This is a genomic window from Streptomyces noursei ATCC 11455 (genome assembly GCF_001704275.1).
GTDB classification, from domain to species: Bacteria; Actinomycetota; Actinomycetes; order Streptomycetales; family Streptomycetaceae; genus Streptomyces; species Streptomyces noursei.
Window position 1 is genome coordinate 8,212,913 of the sequence record NZ_CP011533.1, and the last position, 18,476, is coordinate 8,231,388.

General features: G+C 71.1%; 17 protein-coding genes and 3 pseudogenes. 8 read left to right on the forward strand and 12 right to left on the reverse strand.

What is annotated here, in order from left to right; genetic code table 11:
• Positions 1-443 precede the first annotated feature (443 nt).
• Both SNOUR_RS46555 and SNOUR_RS35150 read left to right on the forward strand, forming a co-directional pair.
• Complete coding sequence (locus SNOUR_RS46555) at positions 444-608, forward strand: hypothetical protein (protein WP_159425973.1); 165 nt, start codon at positions 444-446, stop codon at positions 606-608.
• 500 nt (positions 609-1,108) lie between these two features.
• Positions 1,109-1,942, forward strand: a complete 834-nt coding sequence (locus SNOUR_RS35150) for a GMC family oxidoreductase (protein ID WP_312634632.1) — start codon at positions 1,109-1,111, stop codon at positions 1,940-1,942.
• A gap of 191 nt (positions 1,943-2,133) precedes the next feature.
• On the opposite strand, the gene SNOUR_RS35155 is transcribed toward SNOUR_RS35150, so the two are convergent.
• The 3 genes from SNOUR_RS35155 to SNOUR_RS35165 form a co-directional block, all read right to left on the reverse strand.
• Positions 2,134-2,880, reverse strand: coding sequence for a cutinase family protein (locus tag SNOUR_RS35155; protein WP_067355207.1), 747 nt, complete (start codon positions 2,878-2,880; stop codon positions 2,134-2,136).
• A 125-nt stretch (positions 2,881-3,005) separates the two neighbouring features.
• Complete coding sequence (locus SNOUR_RS35160; RefSeq protein WP_067355210.1) at positions 3,006-3,731, reverse strand: DUF6585 family protein; 726 nt, start codon at positions 3,729-3,731, stop codon at positions 3,006-3,008.
• Positions 3,728-4,789 (reverse strand): AfsR/SARP family transcriptional regulator, encoded by a 1,062-nt coding sequence (locus SNOUR_RS35165; RefSeq protein ID WP_067355212.1) that lies wholly within the window; start codon positions 4,787-4,789, stop codon positions 3,728-3,730. Before SNOUR_RS35165 ends, SNOUR_RS35160 begins: the two co-directional genes overlap by 4 nt.
• Positions 4,790-4,952: 163 nt before the next feature.
• Here SNOUR_RS35165 and SNOUR_RS35170 point away from each other — a divergent pair, with 163 nt between their 5' ends.
• Entirely contained in the window at positions 4,953-7,298 is a 2,346-nt protein-coding gene (locus SNOUR_RS35170; protein ID WP_079143069.1) for a helix-turn-helix domain-containing protein, read from the forward strand.
• A gap of 132 nt (positions 7,299-7,430) precedes the next feature.
• Here SNOUR_RS35170 and SNOUR_RS35175 read toward each other — a convergent pair whose 3' ends face one another.
• Together SNOUR_RS35175 and SNOUR_RS46560 are read right to left on the reverse strand one after the other, a co-directional pair.
• A complete protein-coding gene (locus SNOUR_RS35175) occupies positions 7,431-8,111 on the reverse strand; it encodes a hypothetical protein (protein WP_067355214.1) in 681 nt (226 codons plus the stop codon).
• Positions 8,112-8,389: 278 nt separating this feature from the next.
• Positions 8,390-8,530 carry a hypothetical protein gene (locus SNOUR_RS46560; protein WP_159425974.1) on the reverse strand — a complete coding sequence of 47 codons (141 nt, stop codon included), beginning with the start codon at positions 8,528-8,530 and terminating at the stop codon, positions 8,390-8,392.
• On the opposite strand from SNOUR_RS46560, the pseudogene SNOUR_RS43655 reads away from it, so the two are divergent.
• A pseudogene (locus SNOUR_RS43655) lies at positions 8,511-8,874 on the forward strand (zinc ribbon domain-containing protein); the annotation flags it as partial. The gene SNOUR_RS46560 and the pseudogene SNOUR_RS43655 sit on opposite strands and share 20 nt — an antisense overlap.
• Positions 8,875-9,033: 159 nt before the next feature.
• Here the strand turns inward: SNOUR_RS43655 and SNOUR_RS48645 are convergent.
• Together SNOUR_RS48645 and SNOUR_RS35185 are read right to left on the reverse strand one after the other, a co-directional pair.
• Positions 9,034-9,354 (reverse strand): annotated as a pseudogene (locus tag SNOUR_RS48645) (serine hydrolase); the annotation flags it as partial.
• 343 nt (positions 9,355-9,697) lie between these two features.
• Complete coding sequence (locus SNOUR_RS35185) at positions 9,698-10,153, reverse strand: spore-associated protein A (RefSeq protein ID WP_159425975.1); 456 nt, start codon at positions 10,151-10,153, stop codon at positions 9,698-9,700.
• A 272-nt stretch (positions 10,154-10,425) separates the two neighbouring features.
• Between SNOUR_RS35185 and SNOUR_RS35190 the strand changes: the two genes are divergently transcribed.
• The 3 genes from SNOUR_RS35190 (at position 10,426) to SNOUR_RS35200 (ending at position 13,986) form a co-directional block, all read left to right on the forward strand.
• Positions 10,426-12,795 carry a molybdopterin cofactor-binding domain-containing protein gene (locus SNOUR_RS35190; RefSeq protein WP_174717928.1) on the forward strand — a complete coding sequence of 790 codons (2,370 nt, stop codon included), beginning with the start codon at positions 10,426-10,428 and terminating at the stop codon, positions 12,793-12,795.
• A gap of 17 nt (positions 12,796-12,812) precedes the next feature.
• Complete coding sequence (locus tag SNOUR_RS35195) at positions 12,813-13,289, forward strand: (2Fe-2S)-binding protein (RefSeq protein WP_067355220.1); 477 nt, start codon at positions 12,813-12,815, stop codon at positions 13,287-13,289.
• 175 nt (positions 13,290-13,464) lie between these two features.
• Positions 13,465-13,986: a MarR family winged helix-turn-helix transcriptional regulator gene (locus SNOUR_RS35200; protein ID WP_067355223.1), complete on the forward strand. Its 522-nt coding sequence runs from the start codon at positions 13,465-13,467 to the stop codon at positions 13,984-13,986.
• Positions 13,987-14,072: 86 nt separating this feature from the next.
• Here SNOUR_RS35200 and SNOUR_RS46565 read toward each other — a convergent pair whose 3' ends face one another.
• Together SNOUR_RS46565 and SNOUR_RS35205 are read right to left on the reverse strand one after the other, a co-directional pair.
• Positions 14,073-14,237, reverse strand: a complete 165-nt coding sequence (locus SNOUR_RS46565; protein ID WP_159425976.1) for a hypothetical protein — start codon at positions 14,235-14,237, stop codon at positions 14,073-14,075.
• Positions 14,238-14,362: 125 nt separating this feature from the next.
• The gene (locus SNOUR_RS35205) at positions 14,363-15,190 is read right to left on the reverse strand and encodes a 3-hydroxybutyrate dehydrogenase (RefSeq protein WP_079143071.1); all 828 of its coding nucleotides are present in this window, start codon (positions 15,188-15,190) and stop codon (positions 14,363-14,365) included.
• Between the two features lie 430 nt (positions 15,191-15,620).
• Between SNOUR_RS35205 and SNOUR_RS35210 the strand changes: the two are divergent.
• A pseudogene (locus tag SNOUR_RS35210) lies at positions 15,621-16,619 on the forward strand (extracellular catalytic domain type 1 short-chain-length polyhydroxyalkanoate depolymerase); the annotation flags it as partial.
• 110 nt (positions 16,620-16,729) lie between these two features.
• Here the strand turns inward: SNOUR_RS35210 and SNOUR_RS35215 are convergent.
• The 3 genes from SNOUR_RS35215 to SNOUR_RS35225 all read right to left on the reverse strand — a co-directional run bounded on the left by SNOUR_RS35215 (position 16,730) and on the right by SNOUR_RS35225 (position 18,374).
• Positions 16,730-16,960 carry a methyltransferase domain-containing protein gene (locus SNOUR_RS35215; protein ID WP_067355229.1) on the reverse strand — a complete coding sequence of 77 codons (231 nt, stop codon included), beginning with the start codon at positions 16,958-16,960 and terminating at the stop codon, positions 16,730-16,732.
• An 82-nt stretch (positions 16,961-17,042) separates the two neighbouring features.
• Positions 17,043-17,675 carry a TetR/AcrR family transcriptional regulator gene (locus SNOUR_RS35220; protein ID WP_067355232.1) on the reverse strand — a complete coding sequence of 211 codons (633 nt, stop codon included), beginning with the start codon at positions 17,673-17,675 and terminating at the stop codon, positions 17,043-17,045.
• 183 nt (positions 17,676-17,858) lie between these two features.
• A complete protein-coding gene (locus SNOUR_RS35225) occupies positions 17,859-18,374 on the reverse strand; it encodes a GNAT family N-acetyltransferase (protein WP_067359043.1) in 516 nt (171 codons plus the stop codon).
• Positions 18,375-18,476: the final 102 nt, after the last annotated feature.

Sequence of the window (18,476 nt, forward strand, 5' to 3'; positions counted from 1 at the left end):
GCCCTCGCCATGGTCGGCGGCCCACGGCCGCGCGTGACCCGGGGGAGCCGGTCGGCCGGGCCGCCGTGCGGGAGGCCGGCGGTCACCGGAGGGGGAGCTCCATGCCTGCCAGGCACGCATGGTGAACATCGAGTCGCGTCACGCGACCGCGGGTGTGATGATGAAACCGACACGTGGGGCTGCCACAGCCATCACCGTGCAGGACGCGGGCTATTGCTTCACGCAACGGTTGGTGCGCCGCGTCAAGAGCGAAATGCACCTTTTTCCTGAATTTTCAAAAAAATCCTTGTTTGCGACGTTGGGGCGACGTAGTGTCGAGAGCGTCGTAGCCAGGCGTTCCGTCTGGGCGAGCCTGATGGACCCACCTTGCGGGCGCACTGAATCGCCACCGGAAAGACGATCCGGGAAGGGTTGCGGCAAGGCTCGATGCACAGGAGGCGAAGATGACCTTCAAGGCACTCTTCCCCCGCTACCGCGTGAATGATCGGGGTCGTTACGTACGCGGCGGTGGCTGCGGTGACTGGGGCTGGTGTGACGATGACGACTACGGCTACTTCCGTCGTCCCTTCCGGGGGCGCGGCGGCAACGTCGTCGTCATCATCCGTTGAAAGCTCGATCCGCCGTCATGGCACTCGCCTGACTGCGAGGGCGACGCCCTCCTGGGCTGTTGGTCCTCCTCGTGCCCGGCGCGCACCGCAAGATGCGGCTCGCGCCGGGCGTCGGGCCGTCGCCGAACCGTCCGGCGACACCCGCTGCGCCCAGGGAAACCGACACGGGTCACCACAACGCCGGAGCTGTGGGCTGCCCGTGTGCACGGCGGCTTCCGTAGGTCTCGTGCCCCGGAAGTCGCAGGCGCGCGCCTGATTCTGACGTTCCTTCAGGTCGCCCGGACGCGGTTCCCGGCGCGGTTCCCCACGCCGTTCGACATCTCCCCAGCTCCGAATATCCGCACCTCTGGGTCTCCGCATCTCCGCCGTCGACACCCCCGCGATCCAGAGCGAGGCGCTCCCGGATCGGCTCGACTCGACCTGTCCGAATATGGCGGAGACGAACTGGACGGGCCGTTGGCACGCTGGTCCACTCCTACCGCGAGCAGGACGTCGCGCAGATGCTTCTCTGGGCGGCGATGCTGTCGGGGATCGGGCCCGCCGCCGCACTGTCCGCCTTCGGCATCGACGTGGTGCGCGATCTGCCGGTCGGCGAGGGCCTGCAGGACCACTACATGACGCTGCTGGACTTCCGTACCGAGGTCGAGTCCCTGATCAGCGCCGCGAGCCCGGAGAACGCCGCGCTGCTGCAGAGCGCGGGGCGCGGCCCGCTGACCTCCAACCTCGGCGAGACCGGCGGCTTCTTCCGCAGCCGGGACGGTCTGGCCGCCCCGGACGTCCAGTTCCACGCCGCCGCCGCGCTCTACCGCCAGGAGGGGCTCGGCCCGGCCGCCGAGCACGGCTTCGCCTTCGGCCCGTGCGTGCTCGCCCCCACCAGCCGCGGCAACGTGACACTGCGCTCCGCGCGCCCGGACGCCGCGCCGCGCATCGTGCACAACTACCTGACGACGGCCCAGGATCGGGACTGTATCGTCGCCGGTATCCGGATCGCCCTGGAGATCGCGGCGCAGCGGGCGATCACCGACGTCGCCACGGGGCCGTTCGCCGACACACCGCGGGCCTCGGACTCCGACGCGGAGCTCCTGGCCTGGGCGCAGCGGTCCGGACATACGCTGTACCACCCGACGTCGACCTGCGCGATCGGCGCGGTGGTCGACCCCGAGCTGCGCGTGTTCGACGTGGCGGGCCTGCGGGTCGTCGACGCCTCGGTGTTCCCGACAGTGCCGCGCGGGAACACCAACGCGCCCACGATCATGGCCGCGGAGAAGGCGGCCGACCTCATCACGGGCAGCGCCGGCAAGGACGACAACGGCGCCGAGGGAGCCGTGCGATGACGCCCTCCTGACCGACGGCCGACCGGCCGCGGACGATCGCACGCACACGTCCCGGAACCGAGGCACCCGCCGTCGGTTCCGGGACGTGCGTGATCAACAGCGCGGGGACCGCCCGCCGAGCGCGCGCGAGCGCGTTTCTCCGCGGCACTCGTCGATCGACGTGCCCACGGTCGCGCCTGATTGACGGCCGATCAGGCGTCGTACCACCTGATGCCGTCGCCGCCGTCCTGGCCGATGGTCTGCGTCATGATGTTGCCGTCCTGCCAGTACTTGGGGTGCTGGTTCAGGAAGCCGGGGATGGACTGGAGCGAGGTGGCGTCGCACGCCAGGTCGGTGCGGATGCAGAAGCGCTGCACCGGGACGCCGTCGAACTTCGTCAGGCCGGCGCCCGTCGAGGTGAAGCCGAGGGCGCTCCAACCCTTCGGGACCCGGGACCAGATGCCGGTGCCGGGCTGCATGGGGTCGGCGTACAGCATGCCGTTCACCTGCGAGCGGGGGATGTCGGTGCCGCCACCGGCTATCGTCTGGAGCACCTGGTCCGCCACCTGTGCGCCCTGCGAGTAGCCGACGATCGTGAGGCGGGCGTTCGGGTCGCGGCGGTGGGTGTCCTCGGCGGCGGCCAGCAGGTTGCGGTACCCCTCGCGCACGCTCGCGTCGTAGCTCGGCGCGTTGACGTCGGGGGCGTTGTGGCCGTTGAGCCAGGGGCCGGCGCTCGCCGGGTAGCAGACCGGTACGGGGATGCCGCCGTTGAGGTGCTTGTTGGCGAAGGCGTAGGTGGAGGTGCAGTCGGGCGACGGCGCCGCCGAGCCTGTGCCGCCGACCTCCAGGTAGTAGTGGCGCACCGGATCGGCGTGGGCGACGGTGGGGGTGACGGCGGTGACGGCCACCATGGCCGCCGCCGCACCGACCGCCTTCTTCCATGTGCTGAGCAAGGTCATCGCTCTGCTTCTCCTCGAGCTGGTTCGGGCACAACTGCTGTGCCACGAGCAGACGTTATCCGCTGGCGTTGGAATGGGGATGAAACCGCTGGATGCTTTACGGAATCGACGGGGATCGGTCGAGGTCATTCCGGTAGCGCTTCCGTTCGAAGGCGTTCGGCGAGCGCGGAGAACAGGTAGAGATTCGGCATCTTGGACCCCGTTGGGGTCAGTGTGTGGTGCTTTCCGCGGATGGTGAGCGTGATGGCCCCGTTCTTCATTGCGAGTTGCTGCACCTGGGGCCATTGCACGGAAAACTCTCCCGAACCGACCTCTTCCGCGGTCAACCAGATATCCCCGAAGGCGAGGTGCTCGCCTTTGCGAAGGGCCGCCCAGGCCCGCGGAAGCTGGGCATGGGCGATGGCCCGTTGAATCGCCGGCCCCCATTTCGCCGCCTCGCCGTCCTCCGGTCTGCGATACAGCACGATGCGTTTCCGCTCGACGTCGGTGAGCGTATAGGTGCAGGCGGTTCCGACGAGCGCCGAGATGCCGCGCGGCCGGGCGCTGTTCTGGAACACGGCGGTGGCGTCGTAACGGACGACATGAATCCGCCCCTTGACGGCCACCGTCATTCCGCTTTCGTAGAGGTCCAGTCGGGCGTTCGCGCACACCTTCGGCGCGGACGATCTGCCGTACCGGGCGAGGGCCGGCAGGAGCCGGATCGCCCGGATCGGGCCGCCCTGCGCGGGGCCCCGGAGCACGGTCGCCGCATACGTGGCGAGCCGTCGACCGAGGTGCGCGCGGCCGGCCGCCGCGGAGATCCGCGCCAACAGCAGCTCCTCACCGCGGGTGCGCGGCGTCGGTGTGGTCATGGCGTGGTCGGGGCGAGGCGGGCGTCGCTGCCGCGCACGATCATCTGGTGCGTCTGCCTGAGCAGTCGGCTCGGCGACACCCCCAACTCGTCGGCCAGACGCCGCCGGGTGCGTTCGAAGACGGTCAGAGCGTCGGCCTGCCGGCCGGTGCGGTACAGCGCGCGCATCAGCATCGCGGCGACCGGCTCGTTCAGCGGCTGCGCCACGGCCAGGGCCCACAGTTCGCTGATCGCCTCGGAGTGCCGGCCCAGTTGCAGCTGCCAGTCCAGCTTGCGCTGCACGAGGGCGATCCGGCGCTCGGTCAGCCGCAGCCGCTCCAGTTCGGCGAACGGGCCCGGCAGCCCGGCCAACGGCTCCCCGCGGAACAGGTCCAACGCCCGGGTACAGATGCCGACCGCCTCGGCCAGTTCGCCGGCCCGCTCGGCCGCCCCGGCGGCGGTGACCAGCTGCTCCATGCGCGCCACATCCACCTCGACCGCGCCGGGGACCAGCCGGTAGCCGCATCGGTCGCGCTGGATCACCGAGTCCGTGGCGTTCTCCGAGCGGAGGATCTTCCGCAGCCGATAGATGTACACCGGCACCACTTTCGTGATCGGCGGCTCCAACCCCCACACCCCGTCCAGCAGCTCCTCCTGGCTGACCGTCCGGTCCGAGCAGAGCGACAGCGAGGCCAGCACGGCCTGCTGGCGCAGGTGCCCCAGGTCCACCGGCTGCCCCTCGCGCCAGGCCCGCACCGGCCCGAGAACGGAGATCCGCACCTGCGGCTCGGGTGCCGCGCGCAGGGCGGTCCGCGGCTCCGGGCTCGCCGGCACACGAGGGCCGCGGCCGGGGACGACCAGCCCGCAGTCGAAGGCGTGGACGATGGCGGCGGCCCGGTCGCGCAGTTCGAGCTTGGCGAGGATCCGGGCGAGGTGTCCGTCGACCACGCCCTCGGACAGCGTGAGGGCGTCGGCGATCTCGGTGTTCGTCAGGCCGCAGCCGACCGCGTGGAGCACCTCGCGCTCCTTGTGCGTGAGCGGGGGGACGGTCGGTTGACCGAGGGTCGCGGTGGTCGGCATCGCGGGCTCTCCTGACGTGACGTGAAGCGGTCGGGCGTTGCCGTCGACGCTGGTCCCGGAGCGGTCCGTCGGACAGGCCAGCAGACCGGCCGTATCCGGCCGGTGGCCGCGCTAGAGTCCCTCACCTGGGGAAACCGATGGGCAGGGGGAAGGGCCGTGATCTGTGACCAGTGAGTTCAGCGCCCTGTTGAAACGGCTGCGGCGCGAGGCGAGGATGACGCAGGAGGCGTTGGCCGAGCGTGCCGGAGTGGGCGTGCGCACCATTCGCGGGCTGGAGACCGGCGAGCGCGCCGACCCACGGGTGACCACGGTGCGGCTGCTGGCCGACGCGCTCGGGCTGAGCCCCGAGGACCGCGAGCGGCTGCTGGCGGCCGCCGTCCACCGGACCGTCGACGACGGCCGCCCTGACGACTCGACGCCGCCCCCCGAACCGGCCGCCGGCGGCCCACCGGGGTCGGCGTTGCACCAGACCCTGGCCGACGTGGCCGAGCAGGTCGCGCAGACGGTCGCCGCCCGCTGGCAGCGCGAGGAGGAACAGCGGCAGGTCCACGATCCCTACCCGCTGCCGGTGCGCTGGCGGCCGGTCGCCGAGGAACTGACCGATCACTGGGCCAACATCCGTCGACTGCCCGCCGGGGGGACGCACGGCCCGCTGGACCTGAGCGGGCAACTGGACGAGATCGTGGACGTGTATCGGCGGCTCCCGTCCGGGCGGCTGGTGGTGCTGGGCCGCTCAGGTTCCGGGAAGTCGATCCTCGCCGTGCGATTCGTGCTGGACCACCTGAAGTCGCGGGGCCGCGCCGACGCCGTACCGGTGATCTTCAGCATCGGCTCGTGGGACCCGACCGCCATCACCCTCCGGGACTGGCTGGCCGCGCAACTGACCCGCGACCAGCCCGGTTTGGCCGCCGCGGGACCCGGCGGGTCGAGCCTGGCCGCCGCGCTGGTCGAGACCGGCCGGATACTCCCCGTGCTGGACGGCTTCGACGAGATCGCCGACGGACTGCGCCGCCCCGCGCTGGAGGCGCTCAACGCCACCACCCTGCCGCTGCTGCTGACGAGCCGCCCGTCCGAGTACGCCGCCGCGGTGGCGGAGACCGACGTGCTCACCTCCGCCGCCGCGGTGGAACTCACCGATCTCGGCCTGACCGATCTGGCCGACTACCTGCCGCGCACCACCCGCAAGGCCCGCGGCGGAGGCCGCCCCTCGGCGACCGCCTGGGATCCCGTGCTGAGCGAACTGCGGGAGCGACCGCACAGCCAGGCCGCCGCCAACCTCGCCGCGGTGCTGACCACTCCGCTGATGGTCACCCTCGCCCGCGCCGTCTACAGCGACACCCCCGACCACGACCCGGCCGCGCTCCTCGACACCCGGCGCTTCCGCACCCCCGAGGAACTGGAGGACCACCTCCTCGACAACTTCACCGCCACCGTCTACCGCCCCCGGCCCGGGCACCTTCCCGGCAACGGGGCGCGCCGCACCTTCGACCCGGAACGCGCCCAGTACTGGCTCGGCTATCTGGCCCACCACCTGACCCGCCTCGACACCCCCGACCTGGAGTGGTGGCGGCTGGGGCACGGACTGCGCCGGATACCCCGCACGCTGGTGACCTCGCTGGTGATCTGTGTGGCCATCGGGCTGGTCGACGGCGTGGTCGGCACCCTCTTCGACTCCGTCGCCTTCCAACTCGCGGACGGGCTGGTGGCGGGGCTCTTCGGCGGGCTTCTCTTCGGCATCGCCTACTGGTTCATGGTCGCGGCCAAGGACACGGCCGTGGAACCGTCCGGCGTGCGCATGAAGATCTTCGGCAGAGAACGGCGGACCGGACGGAGCCCCCTTCGCCGCCTGGCCATCGGGGTGCTCTGCGGGCTGGTGTTCGGCATCGGCTACGGCTTCGTCCGCGGGGTGGTCAACGGCCTCCGGTTCCACGTCGGCATCCCCCTCGTCCTGTCCGGCAGCCTCGGCGACGGCCTCATCTACGGCGTGATGTTCGCGCTGGCCGCCGGCCCCACCTTCGGCCTGCTGACCCTCTTCGAGACCCCGCTCGACATCCGGTCCGCCGTCAACCCGGTCGGCCTCCTGCGGACGAACGGCCGGACGGTCGTCACCCAAGTCCTACTCTGGGCGCCCACCTTCGGCATCCTGGTCGGCTTCGGCTCCATGCTGGCGGTACGGCCCATGGCGGCGCTCCTGGGCCCGGTCGTCTGGAACGTCACGGCCGCGCTCAAACTCGGTGTCATCAGCGCTCTCGGCGGCGCCCTCGGCTACATGTTCAGCCTGACCTGCTGGGGCCAGTGGACGGTCTTCTCCCGGATCTGGCTGCCGCTGACCGGCCGGCTGCCCTGGTCCATCGTCACCTTCCTCGAGGACGCCTACCAGCGCGGCGTGCTCCGCCAGGCCGGCGCGGTCTACCAGTTCCGCCACGCCCGCCTGCAGCACCACCTCGCCCGCGCCTACCGGTCACCGCGCCCCCGCCAGCCGACCGAACGGGGAACCGGCGACCCCTGACCGGCCGGACGCGGCGCGGGGCCCCGCACACCACCGGGGGTTCCGGCCCCCGTTTCCCCGTTTCCCCGCTTCCCGGTGTCCCGTTGCTGTTCTCTGGTCTCCGCTCCCCGCTCCCCACTCCCCGCCTTCCGGTCAGAAGGGTTCGGCGAAGCGCGAGATCAGCAGATCGTCCAGTTCCTGACCGAGGTCCTTCGGGACGATCGCCCCGCCGTAGACCAACGCGACCTCACCCACCGCGAGATCCGGGGACAGGCAGTACTTCAGACGGTCGCCATCGGTCGTGATCTTCAGCAGGCGCCGCGCTGAAATGCGCGCTCGGCCCTCCCCGTCGGCGTCGCCGTCGGGAAGCCCCGCCAACTCGACGACGGTGCGCATGTCGACGGGCCGTGCCACGCCGAACGCCTCCCTGCGCTGCGAGACGAACCCGGCATGAACCTCGCGTAGGAACACCTGCACCGCTTCCGGGAAACTCTCCCAGAATTCCGGTTCCTCGAAAGTGCCGGGATCGTAGCCGACCCAGGAAACCAGTTCCCGGTCCTCCGTCTCCAGGACATAAACCAAAACGGGGGAGTCGTCGGTGATACAGACGCGCACATCGACGCAGCGTGTGTTCAACACCTCGGCGAACTCGGGGACGAGGTCGAGAAATCCCTGGTTCCACAGCGACAATGCCAGCCGCCGACGCTCTTCCGGGCCGGCCGCAAAGGCGATCGGCCGCCATTCTTGAGGAATCCGGGCGACCTCGCCACAAGCGGCCCCGACGAACGTCAACGACCAATCATTCAACGTGGCGGCGATTTCTTCAGGGGCCATATCCAACCTCGGTACTGGCTCTTGAGCGGTCGGTCGACAACGTCCGCCGGCGCTACGCCCCTCCCCGACGGCGCCCAAGGGCGCGGTGCGTTCTCTGCTCCGGTACCTTCCGCCTCTCCTCCGGCGCCTGGTGCCCGGGGGTTCTCGGCGGTGACATCTGGATCATCGTGGAAAGCGCTGAAATGCCGATGAAACGCTCCCGTTGCCCTGCTCCGCCCTGCCCTGTCCTGCGGGGCGGGGGCGGGGGTGGGCAGTCCGGTGCGTGGCGGTGGTCGGGTTCAGATCCCGCGTTCGATCATGTCGATGACGTGCCGGGCGGCGTCGTCGGCCTGGGTGGGGTTCAGGCCCCGCAGCGGGCCGTCGATCAGGAGCGCGGCGAGGCCGTGCGCCCGGCAGCCCGCCCGCACACTCCTGGCCAAGTCCGTCCACACAATGCCGGATGGGCGGCGTTCGTGAACATGTTGGAGTACAAAGCCGGACGGTACGGCCGGACGTTCATCAAGATCGGCCGGTTCGAGCCGGCTTCGCAGGTCTGCTCGGCCTGCGGCGTCAAGGACGGCCCCAAGCCCCTGCACATCCGACAGTGGAAGTGTGGGGCCTGTGGCGCCTGCCTGGACAGAGACACAACGCGGCGGTCAACGTCGCAAAGGCCGCCGGACTGGCGGTGACGGCCCGTGGAGCGCAGGTAGGACCGGAACATGTTCCGGCACAGCGCGTTGAAGCAGGAGCCCACCGAGACGGTCAGCCGACCGTGGTGGGAATCACCTCCTTCTGGGAAGGTGAGCGGAAGTCAATTCCCTTCGATCGAGAAGAAGTACAGCCGCCCGATCACGGAGTGGAAGGACCTCATCCGCTCCTCGCCCCTGCCGGACAGTACGGTGAGCGCGAGCGCCGTGAGGTTCACGCGGACGTCGTTGTAGGCCCAGCCCTCACCGGGAGGCCCGCCCGCCGACTCGGTGCCCTCGCGGGTGCTCTGCGCGTCCGCCCACGTCGGCTTGCCCCACAACTCGCCCTCCCACTGACTGGTCTGGTCGAGGAGGTGGCGCCAGGTGATCGCGCGTCCGTGGGGGTCGGCGAACTGGGGGAGGTCCACCGACTCCGCGACCGGCTCGTCCAGGCGCAGCTTCCCGTCGTCGAACGCGACACCGCCCACCAGCGACAGCACGCTCTTGGTGGCACTGAACACCATCTCGGCGCGGGTTGGATCGCCCCACGCGGCGATGACCGTGCCGCGCCGCACCATGACGCCGCTGGGCCCCGCCCGTCCAACAGCGGGCCCACGACCCCCTCCCAGGCATCCCCGGGCCGGCCGCCCCGCTCCAGGACCTCCCCGTCGTGCCGCGACGTCACCGCATCCCCGTCGACCACGCCGACTGCACCATCCCGGTCGCCCATGCCGCTCATGCCGTTGGCACCGCTCATGTCGTTCATGTCGTTCATGTCGTTCATGCAGCTCATGGTGCACCTCGGAGCCCCCGTGCCCGGGGCGCGAAGCGTCCGTTCGGCGATGAGGACGAAGGGGGCGGTGCCCGGCACCACCCACCTGATGTCCCGTCAACTCACCTTGAGGCAGCGGTCAGCGGCTCTCAGCCGCAGTGGTCGTTCTCCCGGTGGCTGTAGCCCGCGCCGACGACGCCGCCCCAGTCGACGCACGCCCCGCGGGCGTTGACCCACACCGGACCGGCGTACGTGGTGTAGTCGCCCTCGTCCGAGATCCGCGTCGAGGAGTCGTCGGAGCGCGCGAGGGAGACCGCCATGGGGATGGGCCCGCCCGTCCCCTTGCGGACGCTGACCGCGCAGTTGCTCCCGGAGGACTTCTGGTACGTGAGGTACACCGTGCCCTCGTTTCCGACCGGCAGGGAGTCTATGACCACGAAACCCGGGCCGCAGACGCCGTTGTAGGCCCCCGCCGTCGCCGCGTCGGCGGTACCCGGGACCGCGATGACCGATGCCGCGGCGATGCCCGCGACCGTGCCGAACGTTGCCAGTCGACGCCCCGCGGAGGAAGCGGAGAACCGTCTCATTCTGTCGCCCAGTGCCATTCTTCGACTCGCCTTCCTGACGATCTTCAAAGGCTCAAAGCTAAGGCGACGCGGAGCGGTACGGCAGGGGCGATTCGGCCAACGCTGGCTGGAACCCGGTATGCGGTGCACGGCGGACCCCGGGCGTTTCCGCCGCCCCTCGGAGGGCCGCGTCCGGGCGACAGGCACGGCCACAGGCAGCGCGGACGGAGGTGTCGTCCCTCGTGTTTTGTCGTGAGCACGCTTTCGCTACCATCCGGTAGGCCGATCAACGATGCTCCACGAGAGGACAGATGATGGACGTTCAGGATCGTCTGCCACCGGAGCACGACGAGGCCGGCGCCGGGGACCCGGACGCCTCGGGCGCCCCCGCCGGGATCGGCCGACGGAGGTTCCTCGGCTACGTCCTGGCGGCACCCACCCTCGCGGTCGCCGCGCAACTGGGCGACGCGGTGGCCGGGAGCACCCCGGCGCAGGCCGCGGTCGGCTCGCTCCCCGAGGTGACCGAGCTGTTCGACCTCAACGACATGCTCACGACGGCGGCCCTGCCGACGTCCGGACTCATCACCATCCACGTGCACGCCGACGGCACGGCCTCGTTCGCGCTGCCGCGCGCCGAAGTGGGCCAGGGCATCACCACGTCCACCGCGATGCTGATCGCCGAGGAACTGGACCTGCCGCTGGAGAAGATCCGCGTCACCCTCGCCGACGCGCGCCCGGAGCTGCTCTTCAACCAGCTCACCGGCGGCTCCAACACCACCATCTCCACCTACACGCCGATCCGGGTCGCCGCCGCGATCGCCAGGAAGCGCCTTCTGGCGGCCGCGGCCGAGCAGCTCGGCGCCGAACTCTCCACGCTGACCAGCAAGGCCGGGGTGATCACCGCCCCGAACGGCCGGAGCGCCACCTACGGTTCGCTGGCGGAGAAGGCCGCGAGCCTGAAGACCCTACGGGTGGCCACTGACCTCAAGCCGCGCTCCGCGTTCTCGGTCATCGGCACCGCGCGCAATCGCGTGGACGCGCTGGAGAGTGTGACCGGCCGCAAGCAGTTCGCCATGGACCTGCACGTGCCGGGCGCGGCGCCGACCATGGTGTGCCGACCGCCCACGATCAACGGCACGGTGCGGTCCGTGCAGAACCTCGACGCGGTACGGGCGATGCCGGGCGTGACCGATGTCGCGACCATCCCGACGGGCGTGGCGGTCCGTGCGCGGACCTTCGGCCAGTGCATCGACGCGGTGCGCGCGCTGAAGGTCATCTGGGGGCCGGGGACGGCGGAGCGGGCTTCGGACGAGACCGTCCTGCGTGAGCTGAGGGCGGCCGAACTCCCGCTCGCCGTACCGAAGTTGGGCCCGCTCGCCAAGACCGTCGAGGGCTCCTTCACCTTCCATTTCGCCAGCAACAGCGCGCTGGAACCCAACTGCGCGGTGGCCGACGTGCGGGCGGACCGGGCGGAGATCTGGGCGGCGCTCAAGTCGCCGATCGTCGCCCAGGGGGCGATCGCGGCGAAGCTGGGCCTGTTGCCGCACGCGGTCACGGTGCATGTCACCGAGGGCGGCGGCTCGTTCGGCCGCAAGCTGTTCTTCGACGCGGCCCTCGAGGCCGCCGAGATCTCCAAGGCGATGGGCAAGCCGGTCAAGCTCATGTGGCACCGCACCGACGAGTTCCGGCAGGGCCGTACGCATCCGATGGCCACCTCGCGCATACGGGCCTCGTACGCGCTGGGCAAGGTGCTCACCTACGAACAGCGTCACACCTCGGTATCCACCGACTTCGGCCACGGCCTCGGGGAGATCATCACGGCGACCGCCGCGAAGCTGCCGGTGGGTGACCTCACCTTCTCCGAGACCATCTTCACCCTCACCCAGCAGTCGCCCTACGACCTCGGGCTCACCACCCAACTGCTCAACGAGGTGGACAAGGGCTTCAACACCGGCAGCATGCGCAACATCTACTCGCCCAACGTCCGGTGTGCGCAGGAGCTGATCATCGACCGGCTCGCGGACGAGATGGGCAAGGACCGTCTGCGCTTCCGCCAGCAGCTCGTCAAGAACGACCGGGCCAGGGCCGTCCTGGATAAGGTCGCCGAACTCGGCGGCTGGGGGCGGAAGTTGCCCGCGGGCGTGGCGCAGGGCATCGCCGTGCACCCCGAGTACCACGGGGTCGTCGCCGTGCTCGCCGAGATCGACTGCCGGCCGGAGACCACCGGGCGGAAGGTCCCCGACGCCTACACCGGACCGCGTGTCACCAAGGTCGTCTGCGCCGTCGACGTCGGCCTCGCCGTCAACCCGAAGGGCCTCCAGGCCCAGATGATGGGCGGAATCATGGACGGCATCGCGATCACGCTCAGCTCGGGCCTGCACCTCAAGGACGGCGCGTTCCTGGAGGGCAGTTGGGACAACTACTTCTACACCCGGCAGTGGAACACCCCGCCCGAGCTGGAGATCGTGGTCATGCCGCCGACCACCGGCAAGCCCGGCGGTGCGGGGGAGTTGGCGGTCGGCGCCGCCTCGGCCGCGGTCGCCTGCGCGTACGGCGAGGCCACCGGCACCATGCCGACGACGTTCCCGATCAACCACTCCGGTCCGCTCGGCTTCGAGCCGCTGCCGACCGTGCCCCCGATCCCGCAATCGCCGACCGACGGCCTGGACCGCGCCTACTAGTAGCGCAAGGAGCGACCGTGCCCCAACACACCTTCATCCTCAACGGCAAGCCCGTCACGGTGGACGTCGAGGACGACGTACGGCTGCTGTGGGTGCTGCGCGACGTCCTGGGCGTGACCGGGCCGAAGTACGGCTGCGGCCTCGGCGTCTGCCAGGCATGCACCAGTCACATCAACGGCAAGGCGTTCAACCCCTGTTCGGTGCCGCTCAAGGACGTCCGGCCGGACGACGAGGTCACCACCATCGAGGGACTGCCGGCCACCGTCGGCAAGGACCTGCACCCCATGCAGGAGGCATGGCTGGAGTACGACGTCGCCCAGTGCGGCTACTGCCAGCCGGGCCAGATCATGGCCGCGGTCGCCAAGGTCAAGCAGGCCCGCGCCACCGGCCGCGAGATCACCGAGGCCGACCTGGACGAGATCCGCAACGTCTGCCGCTGCGGTACCTACCACCGCATCCGCGAGGCCATCGTGGAGGGCGCGAAGCACTTCTAGGGCCTACCAGGCGATCGGGTAGCGGACGGGTGCCCGCCCGTGCGGCCAGGCCGACAGGTGCGGCCCGTAGATCACAATCAAAATGTTGGTTGAATCGCAAACATGATTTCGCCTGGTCGTTCGAACGGGCAGGCTCGCTCTCCGGCGGCACCCGAGGGAACGGTACAAAAGCGGGATGGTGCGACAAGAGCGGGGCGGCCGACAGCGAACTCCGGCCGGGCCGCCGGCGGACGACCTGCACGAGACCGTGGAGGAGGTCGCCGCGGCCGTCATGACGGCGTCCCGGCTGTTCGTCGCGCTGTCCGCGCGGGCGCTCGCCGAGACCGAACCGACGCTGACACTGCCGCAACTGCGCACCCTGGTGGTCCTGCACGGCGAGGGGCCGGTCAAACTGGTCGCGCTCGCCGCGGGGCTGGACGTGAACCCCTCGACCGCGATGCGCATGGTCGACAAGCTGGAGGCCCGCGGCCTCGTGGACCGTCGGTTGAACCCCGACAACCGTCGCGAGGTCATCCTCGGCCTCAAGCCGCAGGGCCGGCGCCTGGTCGAAAAGGTCATGGCCCACCGGCACCAGGAGATCCAGGCCATCGTGGCCAGTCTCCCGGCCGACCGGCGTGCCGAGCTGGTGCGGGGGCTGCGCGCCCTGACCGATGCGGCCGGCGAACGGGCCGTCGATTCGCTGACCGAGCGGTACTGACCGGCCTGTTTCCCGGAGCGCCGACCGCGGCGCGAACGCGCCGACGCGCGAACGGGGCCCTCGCCGCGACGAAGGCCCCGTGAGGCTCAGGTGGGGACGGCGTCCGGGGCACGTCGACGGTAGCCCGGGAGCAGGCGTTGCCGGTGGTGCTCCTCGGCCAGGTCGTGCCGTCGCGCGTGCAGCAGATGGTGGAGGGTGACCGTCCCCACGACGCGTCGTCCGCGGATCTTCTCCGACCCGTGGCGCGCCATCGCACCGCGGTGCCGCGTCGCTCCCTTGCGCGGCCCGTTCACCGCTGCGACCCGCCATGTCGCGGAGCGCCCGTGTACACCGCTCGCCCGCCTGACGACAGGCACGTCCCCCGCTCCAGGAGGGGTCAGCGGATGGTCCAACCCCCGTCGAGGGGGAGGGAGATGCCGGTGATGCCGTCGGCGTGCGGGGTGCACAGCCACACCACGGCCCGGGCCACCTCTTCCGGCTCGATCAGGCGCTTGAGGGCCGTGCGCTCCAGCATCACGCGCGAGACCACCTCGTCCTCCGGGATCCCGTGGGTGCGGGCCTGGGCGGCGATCTGCTCCTCGACCAACGGCGTACGCACATAGCCGGGGCTGACGCAGTTGCTGGTCACACCGTGCGCGGCGGCTTCCAGGGCGACGACCTTGCTCAGGCCCTCGAGTGCGTGCTTGGCCGCCACATAGGCCGACTTGTAGGGACTGGCACGCAGCCCGTGGACGGAGGAGATGTTGACCACCCGCCCCCACCCGCGCTCGTACATCCGCGGCAGGGTGCGGCGCAGGAGGCGGAACGGGGCCTCCACCATCACCCGCTGCATCAACGCGAAGCGCTCCGGCGGGAAGGAGTGGAGGGGGGCGACGTGCTGCAGTCCGGCGTTGTTGACCAGTACGTCCGCGTCGTCGGGAAGGGTGTCCACCGCCTCCGGGACGGACAGGTCGACGATGTGCGCGGCGCCGCCGATCTCCTCGGCGAGCTGCTGGGCCGCCGCCCGGGAGCGGTCCACCACGTGGACGAAGGCCCCCTCGGCGGAGAGCGCCAGCGCGCAGGCCCGCCCGATGCCGCTGGCGGCCCCGGTGACCATGGCGGTCCGCCCGGCCAGGCATCCGGCGCCGGCCGCTCCCCGATCGGCGGCGTCGCGCGCCACGCCCGCCGCGTACGGCCCCTCGCCGGGGCGGTGACTGGTGTGCATGGCCGCAACGATAGGAACGGCGCGGCGGTCGGCACATGGGGTCACCCCACACATTCCCCCGTGGCGAGGTGGTGTGCGCGGCCATCTCCGGGGCGATGGCGGGCCGGACGGCCGCGGGGGCGTGCCGCCCCGTCGCGGGCGGTGCGGCGCCGCAATGGCGTGCGCCGCCACAGGCCCCGGTGCCTCCATGTGCCCACCGCCCCTACCCGCCCGCCACCCCGACCCGTAACGTCCGGCACAGGCAGGCCAAGCGGCGCCCACACAGGCATCCCGCAGGACGGGACACGGGCGGGACGCCGAACCGCGCACCGCTCCCCTCCAGGTCCGCTCGCTCAGATCCGTCCCCTTCAGATCCGCCGTCCGCCGTCCGCCGTCCGCCGTCCGCCGTCCGCCGTCCGCCGTCCGCCGTCCGCAGATCCGGGAGCCCCCCATGCAACTGTCCATGCCCCGCAGTCATCTCGTCCGCCTCAGGGTCGCCGTCGTGCTCGGCGCCCTCGCCGCGTGCCTGGGCCTCCTCGCCCCGACCGTACCGCCCGCGGCGGCCGCGGCCGGCGGACTCCAACGCGTCCCCGACTTCGGTCCCAACCCCGGCAACCTGGAGATGTACCAGTACGCGCCGGCCGACTTACCGCCGGGCGCGCCCCTCGTCGTCGCCCTGCACGGCTGCACCCAGAGCGCCGACGACTACTACGCGCACTCCGGCTGGCCCAAGTACGCCGACAGGTACGGCTTCGCGCTGGTCCTCCCGCAGACCGGAGCGGTCAACAACCCGCTCTCGTGCTTCAGTTGGTTCGACTCGACCAAGGACACCCGGGGTAACGGCGAGGCGGCGTCCGTCGTCCAGATGGTCCGGCACGCCGTGGCGCAGTTCGGCTCGGACTCCCACCGCGTCTTCGTCACCGGCCTGTCCGCGGGTGGGGGCATGACCGCCGACCTGCTGGCCGACTACCCCGACGTCTTCGCCGGCGGCTCGATCGACGCCGGACTGCCCGCCCACTGTGCGACCAGTCAAGTCCAGGCATCCGGCTGCCAGTTCGGCGGACAGAACCTCACGCCCGCCCAGTGGGGCGACAAGGTCCGCGGCGCCCACCCCGGCTACTCCGGCTCCTGGCCGCGCGTCGCGATCTGGCAGGGCACCGCGGACTTCACCGTCCGTCCGGTGAACGCCACCGAGCTGAGGGACCAGTGGACCGATGTCTGGGGCATCGGCCAGACACCGTCGAGCACCCGCGGCCTCCCCGGCGGCACCACCGAGAGCAGCTACGACGACGCCGGTGGACGGGCCGCCGTCCGGGTCTACACGATCTCCGGAATGGGCCACGGCCTCCCCGTCGATCCCGGATCGGGCGCCGACCAGTGCGGCACCACCGGCACCTACTACCTCGACGCGATCTGCTCCAGCTACTACACGGCGCGGTTCTTCGGCCTGGGCTGAGTCAGGGGTGGTGCGGCGCGAGGCCGCGGGGGCGGCTATGCCTCGGCCACGGCGATGTAGAACGTCACGGCCGCGAGGAAGGGCCCTTCGGCGAGGTGCGCCAGTCAGCGTTCCGCCGCGTCCTGGGTGAAGTAGCCGGCGGTGACGGCGCGCCGCGTGGTGCGTGCCAGCCCGAGGATCTGGTCGGCGACCCGGACGTCCCGGAAGACCGAGGTGGCGGGGACGACCGAGGGCACCGTGAAACCGCTCTCGGCCGCCAGACGGGGCAGCTGTATGCCGACGGCCGCGTTGCGCACCACCTCGTCGGCGGTGCGGGCCCGGGCCGCGTCGGCCATCGCCTGGTCGCGGTCGATCCCGATCGCCGTACCGGCGGCGGCGTGGCCGCCGGTGCCGCTGTGGTGGGCGCGGACCGCCCCGTCATCCGGCGCCGTGAGCGTCCTCGGCGCCTTCGGTGTCTTCGACGAAGAGGCGGTCCAGATATTGATCGATGGCCGTGAGGGTGTCCTTGGGCTCGATCACCTGCAGTTCGAGGAGGGTGGTGAAACCGGTGAGGGCGAGCAGCAGATGGGTCTCGACCACCGGGTCCCGGTCGGGGTGGACGTACCCGTCGGCGATGGCCCGGCGGAGCAACTGCTCGACGGCGGCCCGCCCTTGGGCGATGCCGTCCCGCGCCCGCGCGCGGATGTTCTCGTCGTGCAGCGCCTCCAGGACGAACGCGGCGCTCATCCGGCTGGTCGCGCGGGCGTCGGCGTGCAGCGGGAGCAGTTCCGTGAGCATCACCCGGAGCACGTCGCGGGGGTGCGGACGGTCGCCGAGCTCGGCCAGGCCCCGATCGACGCGCAGCGTGGTCTGCTCGGCGGCGAAGTCCATCGCGAAGGTGAGCATCGCCTCGCGGGTGGCGAAGTAGTGCTGCAACTGGCCGTGGGACATTCCCGCCTCGCGCGCGACCTCGCGCAGCGAGAGCTGGGTGACGCCGCGTTGCTCGACCACCCGCCACAGTGCTCGGGCGATCGCTTCGCGGCGTTCGCGATGATCCACCTGTTTCGGCATCGTCGGTTTCCGTGCGGGCCTCTCCGCGAGCTTTCCCGTGCGGCTGACATGGTACAACCGTCGCCGCGCACCCTTCGGGCGATGTGTCGTATAGGCGGCTCTTGTCCGTCATCGGCGTGCCTGGGGCAACGGCTCCCCGGTCGGCGGCTGTTCGGCCGTGCCACGTCGTCGGTGGCCGGGCGGTCAGTCCGTCGCGTCCCCGGCGCGGTCGTCCCCGGCGGGCCCGGAGCGTGCCATCCTGAACTCCCTCCCGGGCTCCCCTTCCCGCACCAACTGCACCCGCCCGGTCCGTTGGAAGCCGTGGCGGGCATAGAGTCGTTCCGCGGGTGCGTTGCCCTCCGTCACCCACAGCTCCACCCGCGGAAAGCCGTGGTCCTGTGCCCAGCGCAACGCCGTCAGTAGCAGTAGGTCACCGGTCCCGCGCCCGCGCGCCGAGGGGTGGACCCACATCGACACGACCTGCGCGATGCCCGGAGCCTCCGGGACGACGCCGATCAGCCCGCATGCCTCGTCCCCGTCCTCGGCGAGGAACTGGCCGCCGCGGGCCAGGCGCGCACGCCACTGCTCCTGGGTGAATGCCTGCTCCCGCTCCAGGGTGGAGCCGAACGCCTGCGGCGCATCGGCCAGCGCTGCCAGGCGGAGCGTGCGATAGCGGGCCCAGTCCTCGACTTCCAGGGGGCGCACGGAGGGTGTCGTCATGGGGGAGACCCTGCCCGGGGCGATCGTCGAGGGCAAGGCGGTTTCCCGATCCCGGATGCGGGCCGTTCGCTTCCCCCAGCTTTCTCTGACTAGAGTCAGAGA